At 73.5% G+C, this 16,997-nt stretch carries 13 protein-coding genes and 1 pseudogene; 7 read left to right on the forward strand and 7 right to left on the reverse strand.

Annotation, left to right across the window (positions count from 1 at the left end; translation table 11 throughout):
• Nucleotides 1–35: 35 nt before the first annotated feature.
• Nucleotides 36–797: pseudogene (locus IF83_RS34505) on the reverse strand (sugar phosphate isomerase/epimerase family protein); the annotation flags it as partial.
• Nucleotides 798–867: 70 nt separating this feature from the next.
• Nucleotides 868–1,923 (reverse strand): LacI family DNA-binding transcriptional regulator, encoded by a 1,056-nt coding sequence (locus IF83_RS0102810; RefSeq protein WP_030542397.1) that lies wholly within the window; start codon nucleotides 1,921–1,923, stop codon nucleotides 868–870.
• Nucleotides 1,924–2,173: 250 nt separating this feature from the next.
• Here IF83_RS0102810 and IF83_RS0102815 point away from each other — a divergent pair, with 250 nt between their 5' ends.
• From IF83_RS0102815 to IF83_RS0102840, 5 genes are all read left to right on the forward strand, one after another.
• Nucleotides 2,174–3,109: a DUF6807 domain-containing protein gene (locus IF83_RS0102815; protein ID WP_030542398.1), complete on the forward strand. Its 936-nt coding sequence runs from the start codon at nucleotides 2,174–2,176 to the stop codon at nucleotides 3,107–3,109.
• Between the two features lie 238 nt (nucleotides 3,110–3,347).
• The gene (locus IF83_RS0102820) at nucleotides 3,348–4,499 is read left to right on the forward strand and encodes a Gfo/Idh/MocA family protein (protein ID WP_030542399.1); all 1,152 of its coding nucleotides are present in this window, start codon (nucleotides 3,348–3,350) and stop codon (nucleotides 4,497–4,499) included.
• Nucleotides 4,496–5,674 (forward strand): dihydrodipicolinate synthase family protein, encoded by a 1,179-nt coding sequence (locus tag IF83_RS0102825; protein WP_030542400.1) that lies wholly within the window; start codon nucleotides 4,496–4,498, stop codon nucleotides 5,672–5,674. The genes IF83_RS0102820 and IF83_RS0102825 overlap by 4 nt, the downstream gene beginning before the upstream one ends.
• Nucleotides 5,671–6,501, forward strand: a complete 831-nt coding sequence (locus tag IF83_RS0102830) for a sugar phosphate isomerase/epimerase family protein (protein ID WP_030542401.1) — start codon at nucleotides 5,671–5,673, stop codon at nucleotides 6,499–6,501. The genes IF83_RS0102825 and IF83_RS0102830 overlap by 4 nt, the downstream gene beginning before the upstream one ends.
• Before the next feature lie 211 nt (nucleotides 6,502–6,712).
• Nucleotides 6,713–7,267 carry an ATP-binding protein gene (locus IF83_RS0102840; protein ID WP_078843105.1) on the forward strand — a complete coding sequence of 185 codons (555 nt, stop codon included), beginning with the start codon at nucleotides 6,713–6,715 and terminating at the stop codon, nucleotides 7,265–7,267.
• Here IF83_RS0102840 and IF83_RS0102845 read toward each other — a convergent pair.
• Both IF83_RS0102845 and IF83_RS0102850 read right to left on the reverse strand, forming a co-directional pair.
• Nucleotides 7,264–7,413, reverse strand: coding sequence for a hypothetical protein (locus tag IF83_RS0102845; RefSeq protein WP_158710983.1), 150 nt, complete (start codon nucleotides 7,411–7,413; stop codon nucleotides 7,264–7,266). The genes IF83_RS0102840 and IF83_RS0102845 overlap by 4 nt on opposite strands.
• A 350-nt stretch (nucleotides 7,414–7,763) precedes the next feature.
• Entirely contained in the window at nucleotides 7,764–8,726 is a 963-nt protein-coding gene (locus tag IF83_RS0102850; RefSeq protein ID WP_051722389.1) for a ribokinase, read from the reverse strand.
• A gap of 221 nt (nucleotides 8,727–8,947) precedes the next feature.
• Here IF83_RS0102850 and recD2 point away from each other — a divergent pair, with 221 nt between their 5' ends.
• Together recD2 and IF83_RS0102860 are read left to right on the forward strand one after the other, a co-directional pair.
• Entirely contained in the window at nucleotides 8,948–11,158 is a 2,211-nt protein-coding gene (recD2, locus tag IF83_RS0102855; protein ID WP_030542405.1) for an SF1B family DNA helicase RecD2, read from the forward strand.
• A gap of 179 nt (nucleotides 11,159–11,337) precedes the next feature.
• Nucleotides 11,338–12,627, forward strand: coding sequence for a citrate synthase (locus IF83_RS0102860; protein ID WP_030542406.1), 1,290 nt, complete (start codon nucleotides 11,338–11,340; stop codon nucleotides 12,625–12,627).
• 624 nt (nucleotides 12,628–13,251) lie between these two features.
• Here IF83_RS0102860 and IF83_RS0102865 read toward each other — a convergent pair.
• From IF83_RS0102865 to IF83_RS0102875, 3 genes are all read right to left on the reverse strand, one after another.
• On the reverse strand, nucleotides 13,252–15,618 hold the full coding sequence (locus tag IF83_RS0102865; RefSeq protein ID WP_030542407.1) for a heavy metal translocating P-type ATPase: 2,367 nt from the start codon (nucleotides 15,616–15,618) through the stop codon (nucleotides 13,252–13,254).
• Nucleotides 15,619–15,707: 89 nt separating this feature from the next.
• Complete coding sequence (locus tag IF83_RS0102870) at nucleotides 15,708–15,923, reverse strand: heavy-metal-associated domain-containing protein (RefSeq protein WP_030542408.1); 216 nt, start codon at nucleotides 15,921–15,923, stop codon at nucleotides 15,708–15,710.
• A 297-nt stretch (nucleotides 15,924–16,220) separates the two neighbouring features.
• Nucleotides 16,221–16,970 carry a TetR/AcrR family transcriptional regulator gene (locus IF83_RS0102875; RefSeq protein WP_078843106.1) on the reverse strand — a complete coding sequence of 250 codons (750 nt, stop codon included), beginning with the start codon at nucleotides 16,968–16,970 and terminating at the stop codon, nucleotides 16,221–16,223.
• Nucleotides 16,971–16,997: the final 27 nt, after the last annotated feature.

Genomic DNA, 16,997 nt, shown 5'->3' on the forward strand with positions numbered 1-16,997 from the left:
CACTCGGCGAGGGGCAGCACGCCCGCCCCGAGCGGCAGCGGGCTGGTGTCCTCCACCGACGCGATGTCCTTGACCTGGACGTAGCCGAGATGCGGGGCGAGCACGGCGTAGGTCGTCTCCGGGTCCTCGCCGGCCAGCCAGGGGTGCATGACGTCCCAGATCGCGCCGACGGACGCATGCCCGACCAGGCCCAGCACGCGCGCCGTGTCGGCGCCCCGGCGGTGCGAGTCGTGGGTCTCCAGGAGAAGGGTGACGCCCAGGTCGGCGGCGCGCGGTGCGGCGGCCCCGAGACGGCGCGCGGCAGCCGCGTCGGCCTCCTGCGTCGTCGGCTGGTCCACCCCGCCGGGGAACACCCGTACGTAAGGGGCGCCCAGGTCGTGCGCGAGGGCCAGGAGCCCGTGCAGCTCGTCGACGACCGTCTCGTCGTCACCGGGGGCCGCGACGCGGGTGTAGCCGGCCGCGCTGAGGACGCGCACCCCGGCGTCCTGGAAGCGGCGCACGGTCTCCTTGCGGACCTCGGCGCCCACTCCGGGGTGCACGGGCTCGTCGGGGTGGACGCGCAGCTCCACACCGTGGAAGCCGTTGTCCGCGGCGAGCCGCGCCACCTCGGAGATCTCCATGCCGGGGACACCGAGGGTCGAGAAGGCGAGTTGCACGGGGGCTCCTGGGGCGTGTCGGTCGGGTGGGTCCTGCCGGCGCCGCGCGGGGCGGGCGCCGGACGGCCGTCTGGGTCCGTACCGCCACCCCTGCCGGGTTCGCACGGACACAAGCCGAGTGCCCGGAGTCGGCGCGGACATGCCGGACGGTCCCGCACGGGCCTGTCCCGGACGAGGGCCGGCGCGGTGGCCCCCGGGCCACCCGGCCCGGTCAGCGCGGCGGGGCGGTGGAGGCGCGGACCATGAGCTCCGCCCGGACGGTGGCCACGCCACCGGGCGGTGCCGTCTCGCGGTCCATCGCCAGCCGCCCCGCGCGGGCCCCGGCGTCCTGGAGCGGCAGCCGTACGGTCGTCAGCGCGGGGACGGCGTCCGCGCTGAAGGGGAGGTCGTCGAAGCCGGCCACGGAGACGTCCTCCGGGATGCGCAGCCCCCGGTCGCGGAGGGCGGCGAAGGCGCCGAGGGCGATGGTGTCGTTCGCGGCGACGACGGCTGTCATCGCGGGCTCCCTGCGCAGCAGTTCGAGGGTGGCGTCGTAGCCGGAGGCGCGGTCGAAGGAACCGTGCACGGTCAGCCGCTCCGCGCCCTCGGTGAGCCCGGCGGCGGCGAGGGCCGCGCGGTGGCCCTCCAGCCGGTGCCGGGTGGTGGTCCGGTCCGGCGGCCCGGTGACGTACCCGATGCGGCGGTGGCCCAGGGCGAGCAGGTGTTCGGTCAGCCGCTGGGCGCCGCCCCGGTTGTCGAAGGCCAGGGTGGTGACGGCCGGCTCGCCGTCCCCGCTGTGCGGCAGCGGCGGCCGGCCGCAGAGGACGACGCGGGTGCCGGCGGCGGTCAGCCGGCCGAGCTTGGCCGCCACGGCGGCGGCGTGGTCCGCGCCCTCCGCGGCGCCGCCGGTGACGACCACGGCGGCGGCCCGCTGGCGCTGGAGCAGGGTGAGGTAGGTGAGTTCCCGCTCCGGGGAGCCGCCGGTGTTGCAGACGACGGCCAGCTTCCCCCCGCCCCCGGGGAGACCGGCGATCTCCGACTGCACGGCCCCCGCGATGATCCCGAAGAACGGGTCGGCGATGTCGTTGACGAGGATGCCGACCAGGTCGGAGGTGGCCGCGGCGAGGGCGCTGGCCGGCCCGTTCACCACGTAGTCCAGCTCGTTCACCGCCCGCAGCACCCGCGCCCGGGTGGCCTCGGAGACCGGATAGTTGCCGCTGAGCACCCTGGAGACCGTGGCCGAGGAGACCTTGGCGTGCGCCGCCACATCCGCCAGAGTCACTGCCATCTGTTCCTCCGTGTCGCCGCCGGACGGTGCGGGACCTCCCATCCGATCCCCCCCGGGCATGCTCTCACCCGCACGGCGCGCGGAGCACCCGGCCGGTGGATTGCCGACCGCAGTCTTGTCGACGCCTGTGCGCTCTGCCTAGGGTCCCTCTCGCGAAAGCGCTTTCCCGAACACCCTTTCCGCCGCGTCGGTCCCGCCGCCTCCGTCCCCAGCCCCGCCGGCCACCCTCGGCATCACACCCCGGAGAACGATGAGCGCTCCCCTCACCGTCACCCACGTCCACGGCGAACGGATCTCCGTCGTCTGCGATGACGTCGAACTGATGGCCTACGTCTACCGCCCCGACCCGGAGCCGTACGAGTCGCGCAAGCCGTACGCCCACCCGCTGCGCACCCTGGCCGGGCACACCGTCACCGGCTACCGGCCCAACGACCACCGCTGGCACAAGGGGCTCCAGCTGACCGCCAGCCATCTCTCCCACCAGAACTTCTGGGGCGGCAACTCCTACATCCACGGCCGGGGTTACCAGCGGATCCCCGAACGGGTCGGCTCCATGCGGCACGACGGCTTCGACCGGATCGGGGCGGACGGCGGCCGGATGTCCTTCACCGAGCGGCTGACCTGGGTCGCGCACGGGGGAGAGGAGTGGGTGCGGGAATCGCGGACCGTCTCCGCCCACTCCGCCGACCCGGAGGCGGGCTGCTGGGCGCTGGACTGGTCGTCCCGGCTCACCAACATCCGCGCGGAGCCACTGGAGTTCGGGTCCCCGACCACGGCCGGCCGCGAGATGGCCGGCTACACCGGTCTGCACTGGCGCGGCCCGCGCGACCTCACCGGCGGCGACGTCCTCGGCCCCGGCGGGCGCGGAGGGCCGGGGGAGGCCGGGGCCGCCGACATGATGGGCACTCGCGCGCCGTGGCTGGCCTTCACCGGGGAGCGCGACGGTGTCGACGCGCGCAGCACGGTGGTCTTCGCGCACGCGCCGGAGAACGACCGGGCGATCCACGCCTCGCACTGGTTCGTCCGCTCCGAGCCGGCCCCGAGCGTCGCCTTCTCCTGGGCGTTCTTCGAGGAGTTCGGCCTGCCGCCGGGCGAGAGCTTCGGCTACCGCTACCGGCTGCTGATCGCCGACGGGGCGTGGGACCGGGACCGCATCGGGGAGCGCCTGGCGGTGCTGGACTGGTGAACGGGCGCGGACCGCGGGGTGGTCCGCCGGGGCTCCGTCGACTGAGCGGAGGCGCGAACGGAGACGCGAACGAGCGTCCGGTTGAGGTGAGGCGTCCCGTCGGCCGACTTGTGAGGACCGTCCGGGCCGGTTAGCGTCATACGTAGAAAGCGCTTGCTGTCATTCCCGTGCCGCGTGACTCCGCACGGGGGCGGGCCGCGCGGGGCGGTGGGGCAGGGGTGGGAGAGGGGACGGTCGAGTGACACGCACGACGGTACGCATCGCCATGAACGGGGTGACCGGCCGGATGGGCTACCGGCAGCACCTCCTGCGCTCGGTGCTCGCCCTCCGCGAGCAGGGCGGCCTGGCCGTGGACGACGGGACGGTCATCTGGCCGGAACCCGTGCTCGTCGGCCGCCGCGAGCACGCCCTGCGGGCCATCGCCGAGCGGCACGGCCTCGAGCACTGGACCACCGACCTCGACGGCGTCCTCGCCGACCCGGCCACCGACGTCTACTTCGACGCCCAGATCACCTCCGCCCGCGAGGCGGCCGTGCGGAAGGCGATCGCCGCCGGCAAGCACGTCTACTGCGAGAAGCCGGCCGCCGGGGACCTCGGCGGCGCCCTGGAGCTGGCGCGGCTCGCGCGGGACGCCGGGATCAAGCACGGCGTCGTCCAGGACAAGATCTTCCTCCCCGGCCTGCGCAAGCTGAAGCGGCTGGTTGACGGCGGCTTCTTCGGCGAGATCCTGTCCGTCCGCGGCGAGTTCGGCTACTGGGTGTTCGAGGGCGACTGGCAGCCCGCGCAGCGCCCCTCCTGGAACTACCGCGCGCAGGACGGCGGCGGCATCGTCACGGACATGTTCCCGCACTGGGAGTACGTCCTGCACGAGCTGTTCGGCCCCGTGCGCAGCGTGCAGGCCGAGGTCGTCACCCACGTCCCGCGCCGCTGGGACGAGCGCGGCAAGCCCTACGAGGCGACGGCCGACGACGCCGCGTACGGCATCTTCCGCCTCGCCGGCGGCGCCGTGGCGCAGATCAACTCCTCCTGGGCGGTGCGCGTCCACCGCGACGAGCTGGTCGAGTTCCAGGTCGACGGCACGGAGGGCTCGGCCGTCGCCGGGCTGCGCGGCTGCCGCGCGCAGCACCGCTCGGCCACCCCGAAACCCGTGTGGAACCCGGACCTGCCGGTGACCGAGTCCTTCCGCGCGCAGTGGCAGGAGGTGCCGGACAACGAGGAGTTCGACAACGGCTTCAAGGCCCAGTGGGAGCTGTTCCTGCGCCATGTGGTGCTGGACGAGCCCTGGAGCTGGGACCTCCTCGCCGGGGCCCGCGGTGTGCAGCTCGCCGAACTCGGGCTGCGGTCGGCGGCCGAGGGCCGCCGCCTCGACGTGCCGGAGCTGACGCTGTGACCCTCCGCCTGCCCGCCGCCGGGGGCGCGCTCCGGGCGTACGAGCCCCGCCGCGAGCCCGCCCCCGCCGTGCTCGCGCGGGGCGCGCGGAGCCCAAAGGAGGCCCCGCGGTCCCGTACCGTCCACGCCGCCGCCCATGTCGTCGCCGACCCCTTCGCGGACAGCGCGCCGGACGGGCCGGCCGCCGTCGACTGGGAGACCACCCTCGCCTTCCGGCGCCACCTCTGGTCGCACGGCCTCGGGGTCGCCGAGGCGATGGACACCGCGCAGCGCGGCATGGGTCTGGACTGGCCGCGCGCCGCCGAGCTGATCCGCCGCTCCGCCGCCGAGGCGCGGGCCGCGGGCGGCCGGATCGTCTGCGGAGCGGGCACCGACCAGCTCACCGGACCGGGCGCGGGACTCGCCGCCGTGCGCGCCGCGTACGAGGAACAGCTCGCGCTGGTCGAGGAGTCGGGCGCGCGGGCCGTGCTGATGGCGTCCCGCGCCCTGGCGGCCGCCGCGCGCGGACCGGAGGACTATCTGGAGCTCTACGGGCATCTGCTGCGGCAGGCGCGGGAGCCGGTGATCCTGCACTGGCTCGGCCCCATGTTCGACCCGGCGTTGGAGGGTTACTGGGGCAGCACGGACCTGGACGCCGCGACGGACACGTTCCTCGACGTGATCCGGGCCCACCCGGACAGGGTGGACGGGGTGAAGGTCTCCCTGCTCGACGCCGGGCGCGAGACCGCCCTGCGCCGGCGGCTGCCGGACGGGGTCCGCTGCTACACCGGCGACGACTTCCACTACCCCGAGCTCATCGCGGGGGACGAACACGGCTTCAGCCACGCGCTGCTGGGCGTCTTCGACCCGATCGGCCCGCTGGCCGCCGAGGCGGTGCGCGTCCTCGACACGGGGGACACCGGCGGCTTCCGCGCCCTCCTCGACCCCACCGTCCCCCTCGCGCGGCACCTCTTCGCCGCTCCGACCCGCTATTACAAGACGGGTGTGGTCCTGCTGGCCTGGCTCGCGGGCCACCAGGCGCACTTCACGATGGTCGGCGGCCTCCAGTCCGCCCGCTCGCTGCCGCACCTGGCCCGGGCGTACGAACTGGCCGACGGGCTCGGCCTGTTCCCGGACCCGGAGCTGGCGGAGCGGCGGATGCGCACCCTCCTCACCCTCCACGGAGTCGCCCCGTGAACGGGCTCGACCGGTTCAGCCTCAACCAGGAGACCATCCGGCAGTGGTCACTCCCCGAACTCGCCAAGGGGTGCGCCGAGGCCGGCGTACGGCGCGTGGGGCTGTGGCGCGCGCCGGTGCAGGCGTACGGAGTGGAGCGCGCGGCGCGGCTGATGCGCGAGGCCGGGCTGTCCGTCAGCAGCCTGTGCCGGGGCGGCTTCCTCACCGCCACCGACCCGGCGGAACGGGCCGCGGCGCTCGCCGACAACCGCGCCGCCGTGGACGAGGCCGCCGCCCTGGGCACCGGCACCCTCGTCCTGGTGTGCGGCGGGCTGCCGGAGGGGAGCCGCGATCTGCGCGCGGCACGGGAACGGATCGCCGACGCCCTGGCCGAACTGGTGCCCTACGCGGCCGAACGCGGGGTCCGGCCGGCCATCGAACCCCTGCACCCGATGTTCGCCTCCGACCGGTGCGTGGTCTCCACCCTGGCGCAGGCCCTCGACCTGGCCGAGCGCTTCCCCGCCGACCGGATGGGCGTCGTGGTGGACACGTACCACCTGTGGTGGGACGACACCGTGCCCGAACTGATCGGCCGCGCGGGCGCGTCGGGCCGCATCGCCGCCTTCCAGCTCGCCGACTGGGTGACCCCGCTCCCCGAGGGCGTGCTGCTGGGGCGCGGCCAACTCGGCGACGGCTGCGTCGATCTGCGCGGATTCCGCGAACAGGTCGACGCGGCGGGCTACGGCGGACCGGTGGAGGTGGAGATCTTCAACCCCGCCCTGTGGGCGCGCGACGGCGCGGACGTGCTGGCGGAGACCACGGAACGGTACCGACGGCTGGTGGCGTGACGGCCGGTGCCGGCGCGCCGTCCGGGTTCGCGGCCGCGGTCCGGCCGGACGGCCGCGGATGACGGCCGCGGCTCACGGATGCGGGTGACGGGTCGTCAACCTCCGCGCGGGGCGACACCGTCGTCGGGAGGGATCTTCCTGGCTCCGGCTGGGTACAGCAGGTAGCGGACCGATCGCACAGCGCGACGGTGTTCGGAAAGGTGCCACCTGCATGACCGAGACAAGCGACCGGACCGGCGGCGTAGAGAACCGTTTCCCGCGCCACCCCCGCAGCGTGGGGCGGGCCCGCGCCGCCCTGCGGAGCCAGCTGTCGGCCTGGGGTGTGGAAGGGGACGCGGCGGACAACGCGGAATTGCTGATCTCCGAACTGATGACCAATGCCGTGCGGCACGCGCGGGTTCCGCACGGACGGGAGATCGAGGCACGCTTCGCGCTGACCGGGCGCCTGCTGCGGCTGGAGGTCTCGGACGCGAGCGAGCGGCTGCCCGTACCCGCGCAGGCGGGAGCCGAGGCGGAGGGCGGCCGGGGGCTGGCGCTGGTGGCGGCGCTGTCGCACGACTGGGGCATCCGGCCCCGCGAGGGCGTCGGCAAGTGCGTCTGGGCGCTGCTCGAACTGGCGGGCGGCCCCCGGCCGTCAGCCGTGACGGCCTCCGTGCCGGTAACTGTGCCGGCGTCCGTTCGAGCGGTCTCCCCGGCCCCGGCCTCGTCCGCCGCCACGACCGCGACCACGACCGCGGACGCCGGTACCGGAAGCCGGAGTTGCTAGTGCCGCTTGCCCCGCCGCTTGGCCAGGGCGGCCGCCGCGATGGGGAGCCCGGTGTTGATGGCGCGGTTGACCTTGGCGGTGGGAATGCCGGTCTTCTTGGAGACGGCCCGGGCCACGGGATCGGTGATCTTTCGGAGAAACATCATGTCCTCCACGGTACGTCCGGCGGCCGCGATGGGCATATGGGCAGCTCGCGGCGGGTGCGCGGGGGCGCGGAAGCGGGCGCGGGGGGCCGCGGGAAAGAAAAGAGGAATACTTATGAGTAGCCGTGCAACCCTTTCCGGGTTCCGGCTGTCGTACTCGGTGTCGGGCTTCCCGGGGGGAGATCTGGGGGGATTTTCAGGGGGGACCGTCGTGGGGGGACCCGAGGGTGCCCGGTCCGCGGACCGGGCACCCTCGATACCGTTCACGGGCCTATCCCGTCCGCATCCCGGGCACGCCGGTCACGGCCGGCGCTCCGTCATCCTCGCCCGGCAGCGCTTGTCCGGCAGCCTCGTCAGCCCTCGTCCGGGGGCACGGCGTCCGGCGGTGCGTCGTCGAGCGGAGCCCCGGGCAGTACGGCGAGATCCGCGGCCCGCGGGAAGGAACTCTGCGCCCCGGCGCGCGTGCAGGCGGCGGAGCCGACCCGTACCGCGTACCGCACGGCGGCCTCCAGGCCGTCACCGGCGCTGAGCCGCCAGGCCAGGGCGCCGGTGAAGGCGTCACCCGCCCCGGTGGTGTCCACCACCGCCACCCGCGGCGCGGGCACCGGCACCACGCCGTTCCGGTCGGCGGCCAGCGCCCCGGCCGCGCCCAGCGTGACCACCACCGAACGCGGCCCGCGGGAGAGCAGCGCGGAGGCCCAGACGGCCGGCTCGTCCGCCTCGGCGGCCGGGTGGCCGGAGAGCAGGGCCAGCGCCTCGTGCTCGTTGACGACCAGCGGATCGCAGGCCGCGAGCACCTGCGGCGGCAACGGGGCGGGAGGCGACGCGTTGAGCACCAGCCGGGCGCCGGGCGCGCGGGACCGCACGGCCTCCGCCACCACCGCCATCGGAATCTCCAGTTGCGCCGAGACGACCCGGGCGGAGGCCAGCAGACTGCCGGCGGCCCGGATGTCCTCGGGCGCCAGGCGGGCGTTGGCGCCGGGGGAGACGATGATGCTGTTGTCGCCGGCCCTGTCCACCGTGATGACCGCGACGCCCGTCGGCCCCTCGCCGACGAGCACGCCCACCGTGTCGACCCCCGCCGCGCGCTGCGCGTCGAGCAGCAGTCGCCCGTAGGCGTCGCCGCCGACCCGGGCCAGCAGGGCGGTGCGCGCTCCGAGGCGCGCCGCGGCGACGGCCTGGTTGGCGCCCTTGCCGCCGGGGTGGACGGCCAGGTCGGAGCCGAGCACCGTCTCCCCCGCCCTCGGGCGCCGGTCGACTCCGATCACGAGATCGGCGTTGGCCGAGCCCACGACCAGCAGGTCGTAGCCAAGCATGTGGTGTTACCCCCTCTGCCGGAGGCCGTCCGGGCGGGTGGGACGGCGGTGGTCCGCGGCCCGTGGGCCGCCGGTACGGCCAGCTTGGCCCATTCCGGGGGTGGTTGGGGGCAAGTCGCCGGGAACGGGCGCGTTCCGCGCCGTCCGGGCGCGTCCGGCGGGTCGTCCCGGGTTGTCCACAGGCCGCCCGCGGTGTCGGCGGTCGGCGGTACCGTCGCGGCATGGCGCAACTGTCGGTGCTCGAGGGGGTCCTGGAGCGGATCACCTACGCGAACGAGGAGAACGGCTACACGGTCGCCCGGGTCGACACCGGCCGCGGCGCGGGCGATCTGCTGACGGTCGTCGGTTCCCTGCTCGGCGCGCAGCCCGGCGAGTCACTGCGGATGGAGGGCCGCTGGGGCTCCCACCCGCAGTACGGCAAGCAGTTCACCGTCGAGAACTACACCACCGTGCTCCCCGCCACCGTCCAGGGCATCCGCCGCTATCTGGGCTCCGGCCTGATCAAGGGGATCGGTCCGCGGATCGCCGAGCGGATCGTCGACCACTTCGGGATCGACACCCTCGACGTCATCGAGAAGGAGCCCGGCCGTCTGATCGAGGTGCCGGGGCTCGGCCCCAAGCGCACCAAGCTGATCGGGGCCGCCTGGGAGGAGCAGAAGGCGATCAAGGAGGTGATGGTCTTCCTCCAGGGGGTCGGCGTCTCCACCTCCATCGCGGTGCGGATCTACAAGAAGTACGGCGACGCCTCGATCTCCGTGGTGCGCAATCAGCCCTACCGGCTCGCGGCCGACGTCTGGGGCATCGGCTTCCTGACCGCCGACCGCATCGCCCAGGCCGTGGGGATACCGCACGACAGCCCGGACCGGGTCAAGGCCGGGCTCCAGTACGCCCTGTCGCAGTCCTCCGACCAGGGCCACTGCTACCTCCCCGAGGAGCAGCTCATCTCGGACGCGGTGAAGCTGCTCCAGGTCGACACCGGGCTCGTCATCGACTGCCTGGGGGAGCTGGCGGGCGAGGAGGAGGGCGTCGTCCGGCAGACCGTGCCGGGTCCGGAGGACGGGCAGCCGGTGTCGGCGGTCTATCTGGTCCCGTTCCACCGGGCCGAGATCTCCCTGGCCGGCCAGGTGCTGCGGCTGCTGCGCACCGGAGAGGACCGAATGCCGGCCTTCCGCGGCGTCGACTGGGAGAAGGCGCTGGCCTGGCTGGGGAAGCGGACGGGGGCACAGCTCGCCCCCGAGCAGGAGCAGGCGGTGCGGCTGGCGCTGACGGAGAAGGTCGCGGTGCTGACGGGCGGCCCCGGCTGCGGCAAGTCCTTCACCGTGCGGTCCGTGGTGGAGCTGGCCCGGGCGAAGCGGGCCAAGGTGCTGCTGGCGGCACCGACCGGCCGGGCGGCGAAGCGGCTGTCGGAGCTGACCGGCGCCGAGGCGTCCACGGTGCACCGGCTGCTGGAGCTGAGACCGGGCGGGGACGCCGCCTACGACCGGGACCGGCCGCTGGACGCCGATCTGGTCGTCGTCGACGAGGCGTCGATGCTGGATCTGCTGCTGGCCAACAAGCTGGTCAAGGCGGTGCCGCCGGGCGCGCACCTGCTGATGGTGGGCGATGTGGACCAGCTGCCCTCGGTGGGGGCGGGGGAGGTGCTGCGGGATCTGCTCGCCCCGGACAGTCCGGTGCCGGCGGTGCGGCTGACGAGGATCTTCCGGCAGGCGCAGCAGTCGGGGGTGGTGACCAACGCCCACCGCATCAACTCCGGCGTCCCGCCGATCACCCACGGCCTGCCCGACTTCTTCCTCTTCCCCGAGGAGGACGCGGAGGAGGCGGGCCGGCTCACCGTCGACGTGGTGGCCCGCCGCATCCCGGCGAAGTTCGGGCTGGACCCGCGCCGGGACGTCCAGGTGCTCACGCCGATGCACCGCGGCCCGGCGGGGGCCGGCGCGCTCAACGGCCTCCTCCAGCAGGCCGTCACCCCGGCCCGTCCCGATCTGCCGGAGCGGCGCTTCGGCGGCCGGATCTTCCGGGTCGGCGACAAGGTCACCCAGATCCGCAACAACTACGAGAAGGGGGAGAACGGCGTCTTCAACGGCACGGTCGGCGTGGTCACCTCCCTCAGCCAGGACGACCAGCGGCTCACCGTCCGCACCGACGAGGACGAGGAGGTCCCCTACGACTTCGACGAGCTGGACGAGCTGGCGCACGCCTACGCCGTGACGATCCACCGCTCACAGGGCAGCGAGTACCCGGCCGTGGTCGTCCCGGTGACGACGAGCGCCTGGATGATGCTCCAGCGCAATCTGCTCTATACCGCGGTGACCCGAGCCAAGAGACTGGTCGTGCTGGTCGGCTCCCGGCGGGCGCTGGGCCAGGCGGTCCGTACCGTCTCGGCCGGCCGGCGCTGCACGGCGCTGGACCACCGGCTCAGCGGCGCGATCTGAATCCCGGCCCCCGCCTTTCGCGGGCGCGCGCGGAGGAGCAGGATGGGCCCGCACGCGGCACGCCGTGCCATTAATAGGCCTGACGGCCGACCCCGAGTGCACGGCTTCTGGCCATATGGGGGAAGGTAGAGGCAGTCAGGGCACCTCGAAGCAGAGGCACAACGTCGGTGAGGGATGACGTGAGCGACAACTCAGTAGTACTGCGGTACGGGGACGGCGAATACCAGTTCCCCATTGCCGACAGCACTGTCGGCAACAAGGGCTTCGACATCGCGAAGCTCCGCAACCAAACCGGTCTGGTGACCCTGGACAGCGGTTACGGCAACACCGCGGCATATCAGTCGGCGATCACCTATCTCGACGGTGAGCAGGGCATCCTGCGCTACCGCGGTTACCCGATCGAGCAGCTCGCCGAGCACAGCACCTTCCTCGAGACCGCGTATCTGCTGATCAACGGTGAACTCCCGACGGGCGACCAGCTCGCCGGTTTCCAGAACGAGGTCACCCAGCACACGCTGCTGCACGAGGACGTCAAACGCTTCTACGACGGCTTCCCGCGCGACGCGCACCCGATGGCGATGCTGTCCTCCGTGGTCAGCGCGCTGTCCACGTTCTACCAGGACAGCCACAACCCGTTCCACCCGGAGCAGCGCCACCTCTCGACGATCCGGCTGCTGGCCAAGCTGCCCACGATCGCCGCGTACGCGTACAAGAAGTCGATCGGCCACCCGGTCGTCTACCCCAGCAACGATCTCGGCTATGTCGAGAACTTCCTGCGGATGACCTTCTCGGTGCCGGCCGCCGAGTACGAGCAGAACCCGGTCATGGTCAGCGCGCTGGAGAAGCTGCTGATCCTGCACGCCGACCACGAGCAGAACTGTTCGACGTCGACGGTGCGCCTCGTCGGCTCCTCGCAGGCCAACATGTTCGCCTCGATCTCGGCCGGCATCTGCGCGCTCTGGGGCCCGCTGCACGGCGGCGCCAACCAGTCGGTGCTGGAGATGCTGGAGGGGATCAAGAACTCCGGCGGCGACGTCGACACCTTCATCCGCAAGGTGAAGAACAAGGAAGACGGTGTGAAGCTCATGGGCTTCGGACACCGTGTCTACAAGAACTTCGACCCCCGGGCGAAGATCATCAAGGCCGCCGCGCACGACGTGCTCGCCTCCCTCGGCAAGTCCGACGAGCTGCTGGACATCGCGCTCAAGCTGGAGGAGCACGCGCTGGCCGACGACTACTTCGTCGAGCGCAAGCTCTACCCCAACGTGGACTTCTACACCGGTCTGATCTACCGGGCCATGGGCTTCCCGACCGAGATGTTCACCGTGCTCTTCGCGCTCGGCCGGCTGCCGGGCTGGATCGCCCAGTGGCACGAGATGATCAAGGAGCCGGGTTCCCGGATCGGCCGGCCGCGCCAGATCTACACGGGCGTCGTCGAGCGGGACTTCGTTCCGCTGGAGAAGCGCTGACCACCTGCTGCTGACCGGACCCGGGGTATTCCGGGGCACCGGTGACGGGGGGCCGCCCGCAGCCGTCGCGGGGCGGCCCCCCGTCCGTTGCGTACAGGGGCCCGTCCGCCCACAGGGGCTCGGGGCCGGACGATCGCGGTGTGCGCGCGGGCGCCGACCGGGTCCGGAAAAGGTGGAGAGCGCCCCGCGGCCGATCCCCCCACGGGTCGGCCGACGAAGCGCTCTCCAATCCCGGATCGGATTCCCCCCACGGGATCCGGCCGGGGGTCTGCCCGCCGCGGAATCCCGCGGCCGGAAGCTTCGGCTCGTAGTGCTCTGTTAGATGCTTTTCAGTTGTCCTCGGTTGTCCGGCCGGAGCCGGTTACTGCCTGCCGGGACGAGCACGTACGGGAGGGCCGCTCAAAGCTCCCCGGGCACGCGCCCCGGCTCACATGACGGGTTCCGTCCCCCAAGACGGGTCCGTCAGGCGGATGCCGCACCCCGCCGGAGGTGTTGCATCGCACGGTTAGACTCACGACCCGCCCCAATGGTTACCCCCGAAGAATGTGATCTGGGTCTCATGCCATAAGGGGCCAATGAGGGCAAGGGCTCCGATAAGGAGATCCGGATCCCCGGGTGAGGGTCTCATGCAGCATCTGGTGATGCTGTGAAGGAACGCAATCTCAGGCTGTTGGTGACGACGAAGACGGACGAGAAGGCCATCGCGGCCCCGGCGATCATCGGGCTGAGGAGTCCGGCCGCGGCGAGCGGCAGCGCCGCCACGTTGTAGCCGAAGGCCCAGAAGAGATTGCCCTTGATGGTGCCGAGGGTCCGGCGGGAGAGCCGGATCGCGTCCGCCGCCACCCGCGGATCACCGCGGACCAGGGTCAGATCGGCTGCCTCGATGGCCGCGTCCGTACCCGTGCCCATCGCCAGCCCCAGATCCGCCGCCGCCAGCGCCGCCGCGTCGTTGACCCCGTCGCCGACCATGGCGACCGTCCGGCCCTCTTCCTGGAGCCGCCGGACGACCGCCACCTTGTCCTGCGGCAGCACTCCGGCGATCACCTCGTCGATGCCGACGGCGCGCGCCACGGCCTCGGCCACCGTCTCGTGGTCCCCCGTCAGCAGGACGGGCGTGAGCCCCAGGGCTCGCAGTTCGGCGATGGCCCGGGCGCTGGTGTCCTTCACCGTGTCCGCGACCGTCAGCACCCCTATCGGCCTGCCGTCCGCGGTGACCGTGACGGCCGTGCGGCCGGCGGCCCCGGCGGCCTCCTGCGCCGCCGCGAGGGAGGCCGGCAGCGCGCCGTCGCCGTCCACGCCGTCGCCGGGCAGCGGTTCCCGGCCGACGAGCACGGTGCGGCCGTCGACCCGTCCGCGGACACCGAGGCCGGGGACGTTCTCGAAGTCCGCCACGGCGGGCAGGGGGCCGGTCCGCTCGGTGGCCCCGGCGGCCACGGCCCGGGCGATCGGGTGCTCCGAGGCGTTCTCCACCGCGCCCGCCAGGCGCAGCAGTTCCTCCTCGCTCACGCCCTCGGCCGGGACGGCCTCGTGCAGGGTCATCCGCCCGGTGGTGACGGTGCCGGTCTTGTCGAGGACGACGGTGTCCACCCGCCGGGTGGACTCCAGCACCTCCGGCCCCTTGATGAGGATGCCGAGCTGGGCGCCGCGACCCGTACCGACCATGAGGGCCGTCGGGGTGGCCAGGCCCAGGGCACACGGGCAGGCGATGATCAGTACGGCGACGGCGGCCGTGAAGGCGGCGGTGACGTCACCGCTCACCAGCAGCCAGACGCCCAGGGTGCCGAGCGCGATCAGGATGACGACGGGAACGAAGACCGCGGAGATCCGGTCGGCGAGCCGCTGCACCGCAGCCTTGCCGCTCTGCGCCTCCTCGACCAGCGCCGCCATCCGGGCGAGCTGGGTGTCGGCGCCGACACGCGTGGCCTCGACGACCAGCCGGCCGCCCGCGTTGACCGTCGCCCCGGTCACGGCGTCGCCTGCGCTCACGTCCACCGGGACCGACTCGCCGGTCAGCATGGAGGCGTCCACGGCCGAACTGCCCTCCACCACCACGCCGTCGGTGGCGATCTTCTCGCCCGGGCGGACCACGAAACGGGTGCCGGCCGTGAGGCGGTCCGCCGGCATCCGCTCCTCGCGGCCGTCCGGGTGCAGCACGGCCACGTCCTTGGCGCCGAGCTCCAGCAGCGCCCGCAGGGCGGCGCCCGCACTGCGCTTGGAGCGGGCCTCCAGATAGCGGCCCAGCAGGATGAACGTGGTCACCCCGGCGGCCACTTCGAGGTAGATGGCGGAGGAGGCGTCCGCGCGGGAGACGGCGAAGCTGAACTCGTGCCGCATGCCGTGCATCCCGGCGTCGCCCAGGAACAGCGCCCAGAGCGACCAGCCGAAGGCGGCCAGGGTGCCGATCGACACCAGGGTGTCCATGGTGGCCGCGCCGTGCCGCAGGTTCGTCCAGGCGGCGCGGTGGAAGGGGAGGGCGCCCCAGACGATGACGGGGGCGGCGAGGGTGAGCGACAGCCACTGCCAGTTGTCGAACTGGAGGGCGGGCACCATCGCCATCAGCACCACAGGCACCGACAGCACGAGGGAGACGAGCAGGCGCTGGCGCAGGGCTTCCTGCTCGGCGCGGTGCCGGTCCGCCGCCCCGCCGGGGGACGGGACGCCGGCCCCGCTCGCGCCCGCGGGCAGCGGCTGGTCCGGCCGCGGCGTTGCCGGGCTTTCCGGTGCGGGGCGTGGTTCCGGCTTGCGCTCGGCGGTGTAGCCGGTCTTCTCGACGGTGGCGATGAGGTCGTCCACGGCGATGCCGCCGGCGAAGTCGATCCGCGCCTTCTCGGTGGCGAAGTTCACCGCGGCGGAGACGCCCTCCATCCGGTTGAGCTTCTTCTCGACGCGGGCCGCGCAGGAGGCGCAGGTCATACCGCCGATGGCGAGTTCGACCCGCTGCCGGGGCTCCTCGAGGGCTTCGGGCGGGGGCTGGGGTGCCGTACTGGTCATGAAGGTCTCCGGGAGGGGAGGGCCGGGCCGTGCGGGTCCGCGGTGGCGGAGCGGCACGGCCCGGCGCGGGAAGGGCGGCCGGGGCCCGGTCAGGCCCTGCCGGCCAGTTCGTAACCGGCCTCGTCGACGGCGGCGCGGACCGCGGCGTCGTCCAGCGGGGCCTCGGAGGTCACGGTGACCAGACCGGTGGCGGCGACGGCCTTGACGGAGCTGACGCCGTCGAGCGCGGACAGTTCCTCGGTCACCGCGCCCTCGCAGTGACCGCAGGTCATTCCGGTCACCCGGTATGTGACGGTGGCGCTCATGGTCTTCTCCTCGGTAGGGGTCTGCGGAGCGGGGCCGGCGAGGGGCGATCGCTTGCGATGCCCGCCGGATGCTCCATCGGAACTGCATCATACCCTATACCCCTAGGGGGTAAGTTCCCGAGGGATTCCCGCAGTCTCCTCAGGGTTTCTTGAGGCTTCTCGAGACTTCACGGGGCTGCCCGGCCCCTGGGGGTCCCCCGAGGTCCTGGGACCTCTGGGCACCCGGGGTCCCTGAGGCTTCTCCTGCCGGGAAGGGGCGGACGGATGGACGGTCGCACGGCCGCGCGCCGGCGGGGCTCAGGTGGCGGCGGGCGCCCCCGCGCCGACGACCGGGGCGAGATAGCGGTGGAGCGCGGCCTTCAGTTCGGCGAAGTAGGCCTCGCGCTCCTCGCCCTCGTGGCTCATGGCCAGCTCCATCCCCGAGGTGAAGAAGACGAACGCCAGGGTGGCCGCGCGTTCGCACTGCCCCGCGGGCAGGCCGGGCGCGCGCAGGGCGATCAGCTCGGCCGTGCGGGCCCGGAAGACGCCGTCGAGCGCCTCGTGCTCGTCGGCGATGTCCTGGGGCAGTCCGGGGGCGTGCATCAGGGCGAGCGAGGCGGGGTTGCGGCGGATGAAGCCGATCAGCGGGTCGATGATCCGGTCCAGGGCCTCGGAGAGCGGGAGCATGGCGTTCTCCGAGGTGAAGACCTGGCCGTGGGCCTCGCGCATCCGGTGCAGCAGCCGGCCGCCGAGCTCGACGGCGATGGCCTCCTTGTTCGGGAAGAACTGATAGAGCGTGCCCGGGGAGACGCCCGCCTCGCGCGCGATCGCGTTGGTGCTGGCCCCGTCGTAGCCGTGGTCGCAGAAGACCCGGGCGGCCGCCTCCAGCAACTGCTCGATGCGGCGCTCCCCGCGGGCCTGGCGGCGCCGCGGCCTGGCCGCGGCCGGCGGCCGCTCCGCGCCGGGCCGCTCCGGGGGGCGGGCCCCGTCGCCCCGCTGCCCGGCGGGGGGCTCCTCGCCCGCTGCCCCCGGCCGGTTCCCCGGCGCCGTCGGCTGCTTCTCGGACACGCGCGTCTTCCCCGGACTCTCTGCCTG

Source organism: Streptomyces albus subsp. albus, from assembly GCF_000719865.1.
GTDB classification, from domain to species: Bacteria; Actinomycetota; Actinomycetes; order Streptomycetales; family Streptomycetaceae; genus Streptomyces; species Streptomyces albus_E.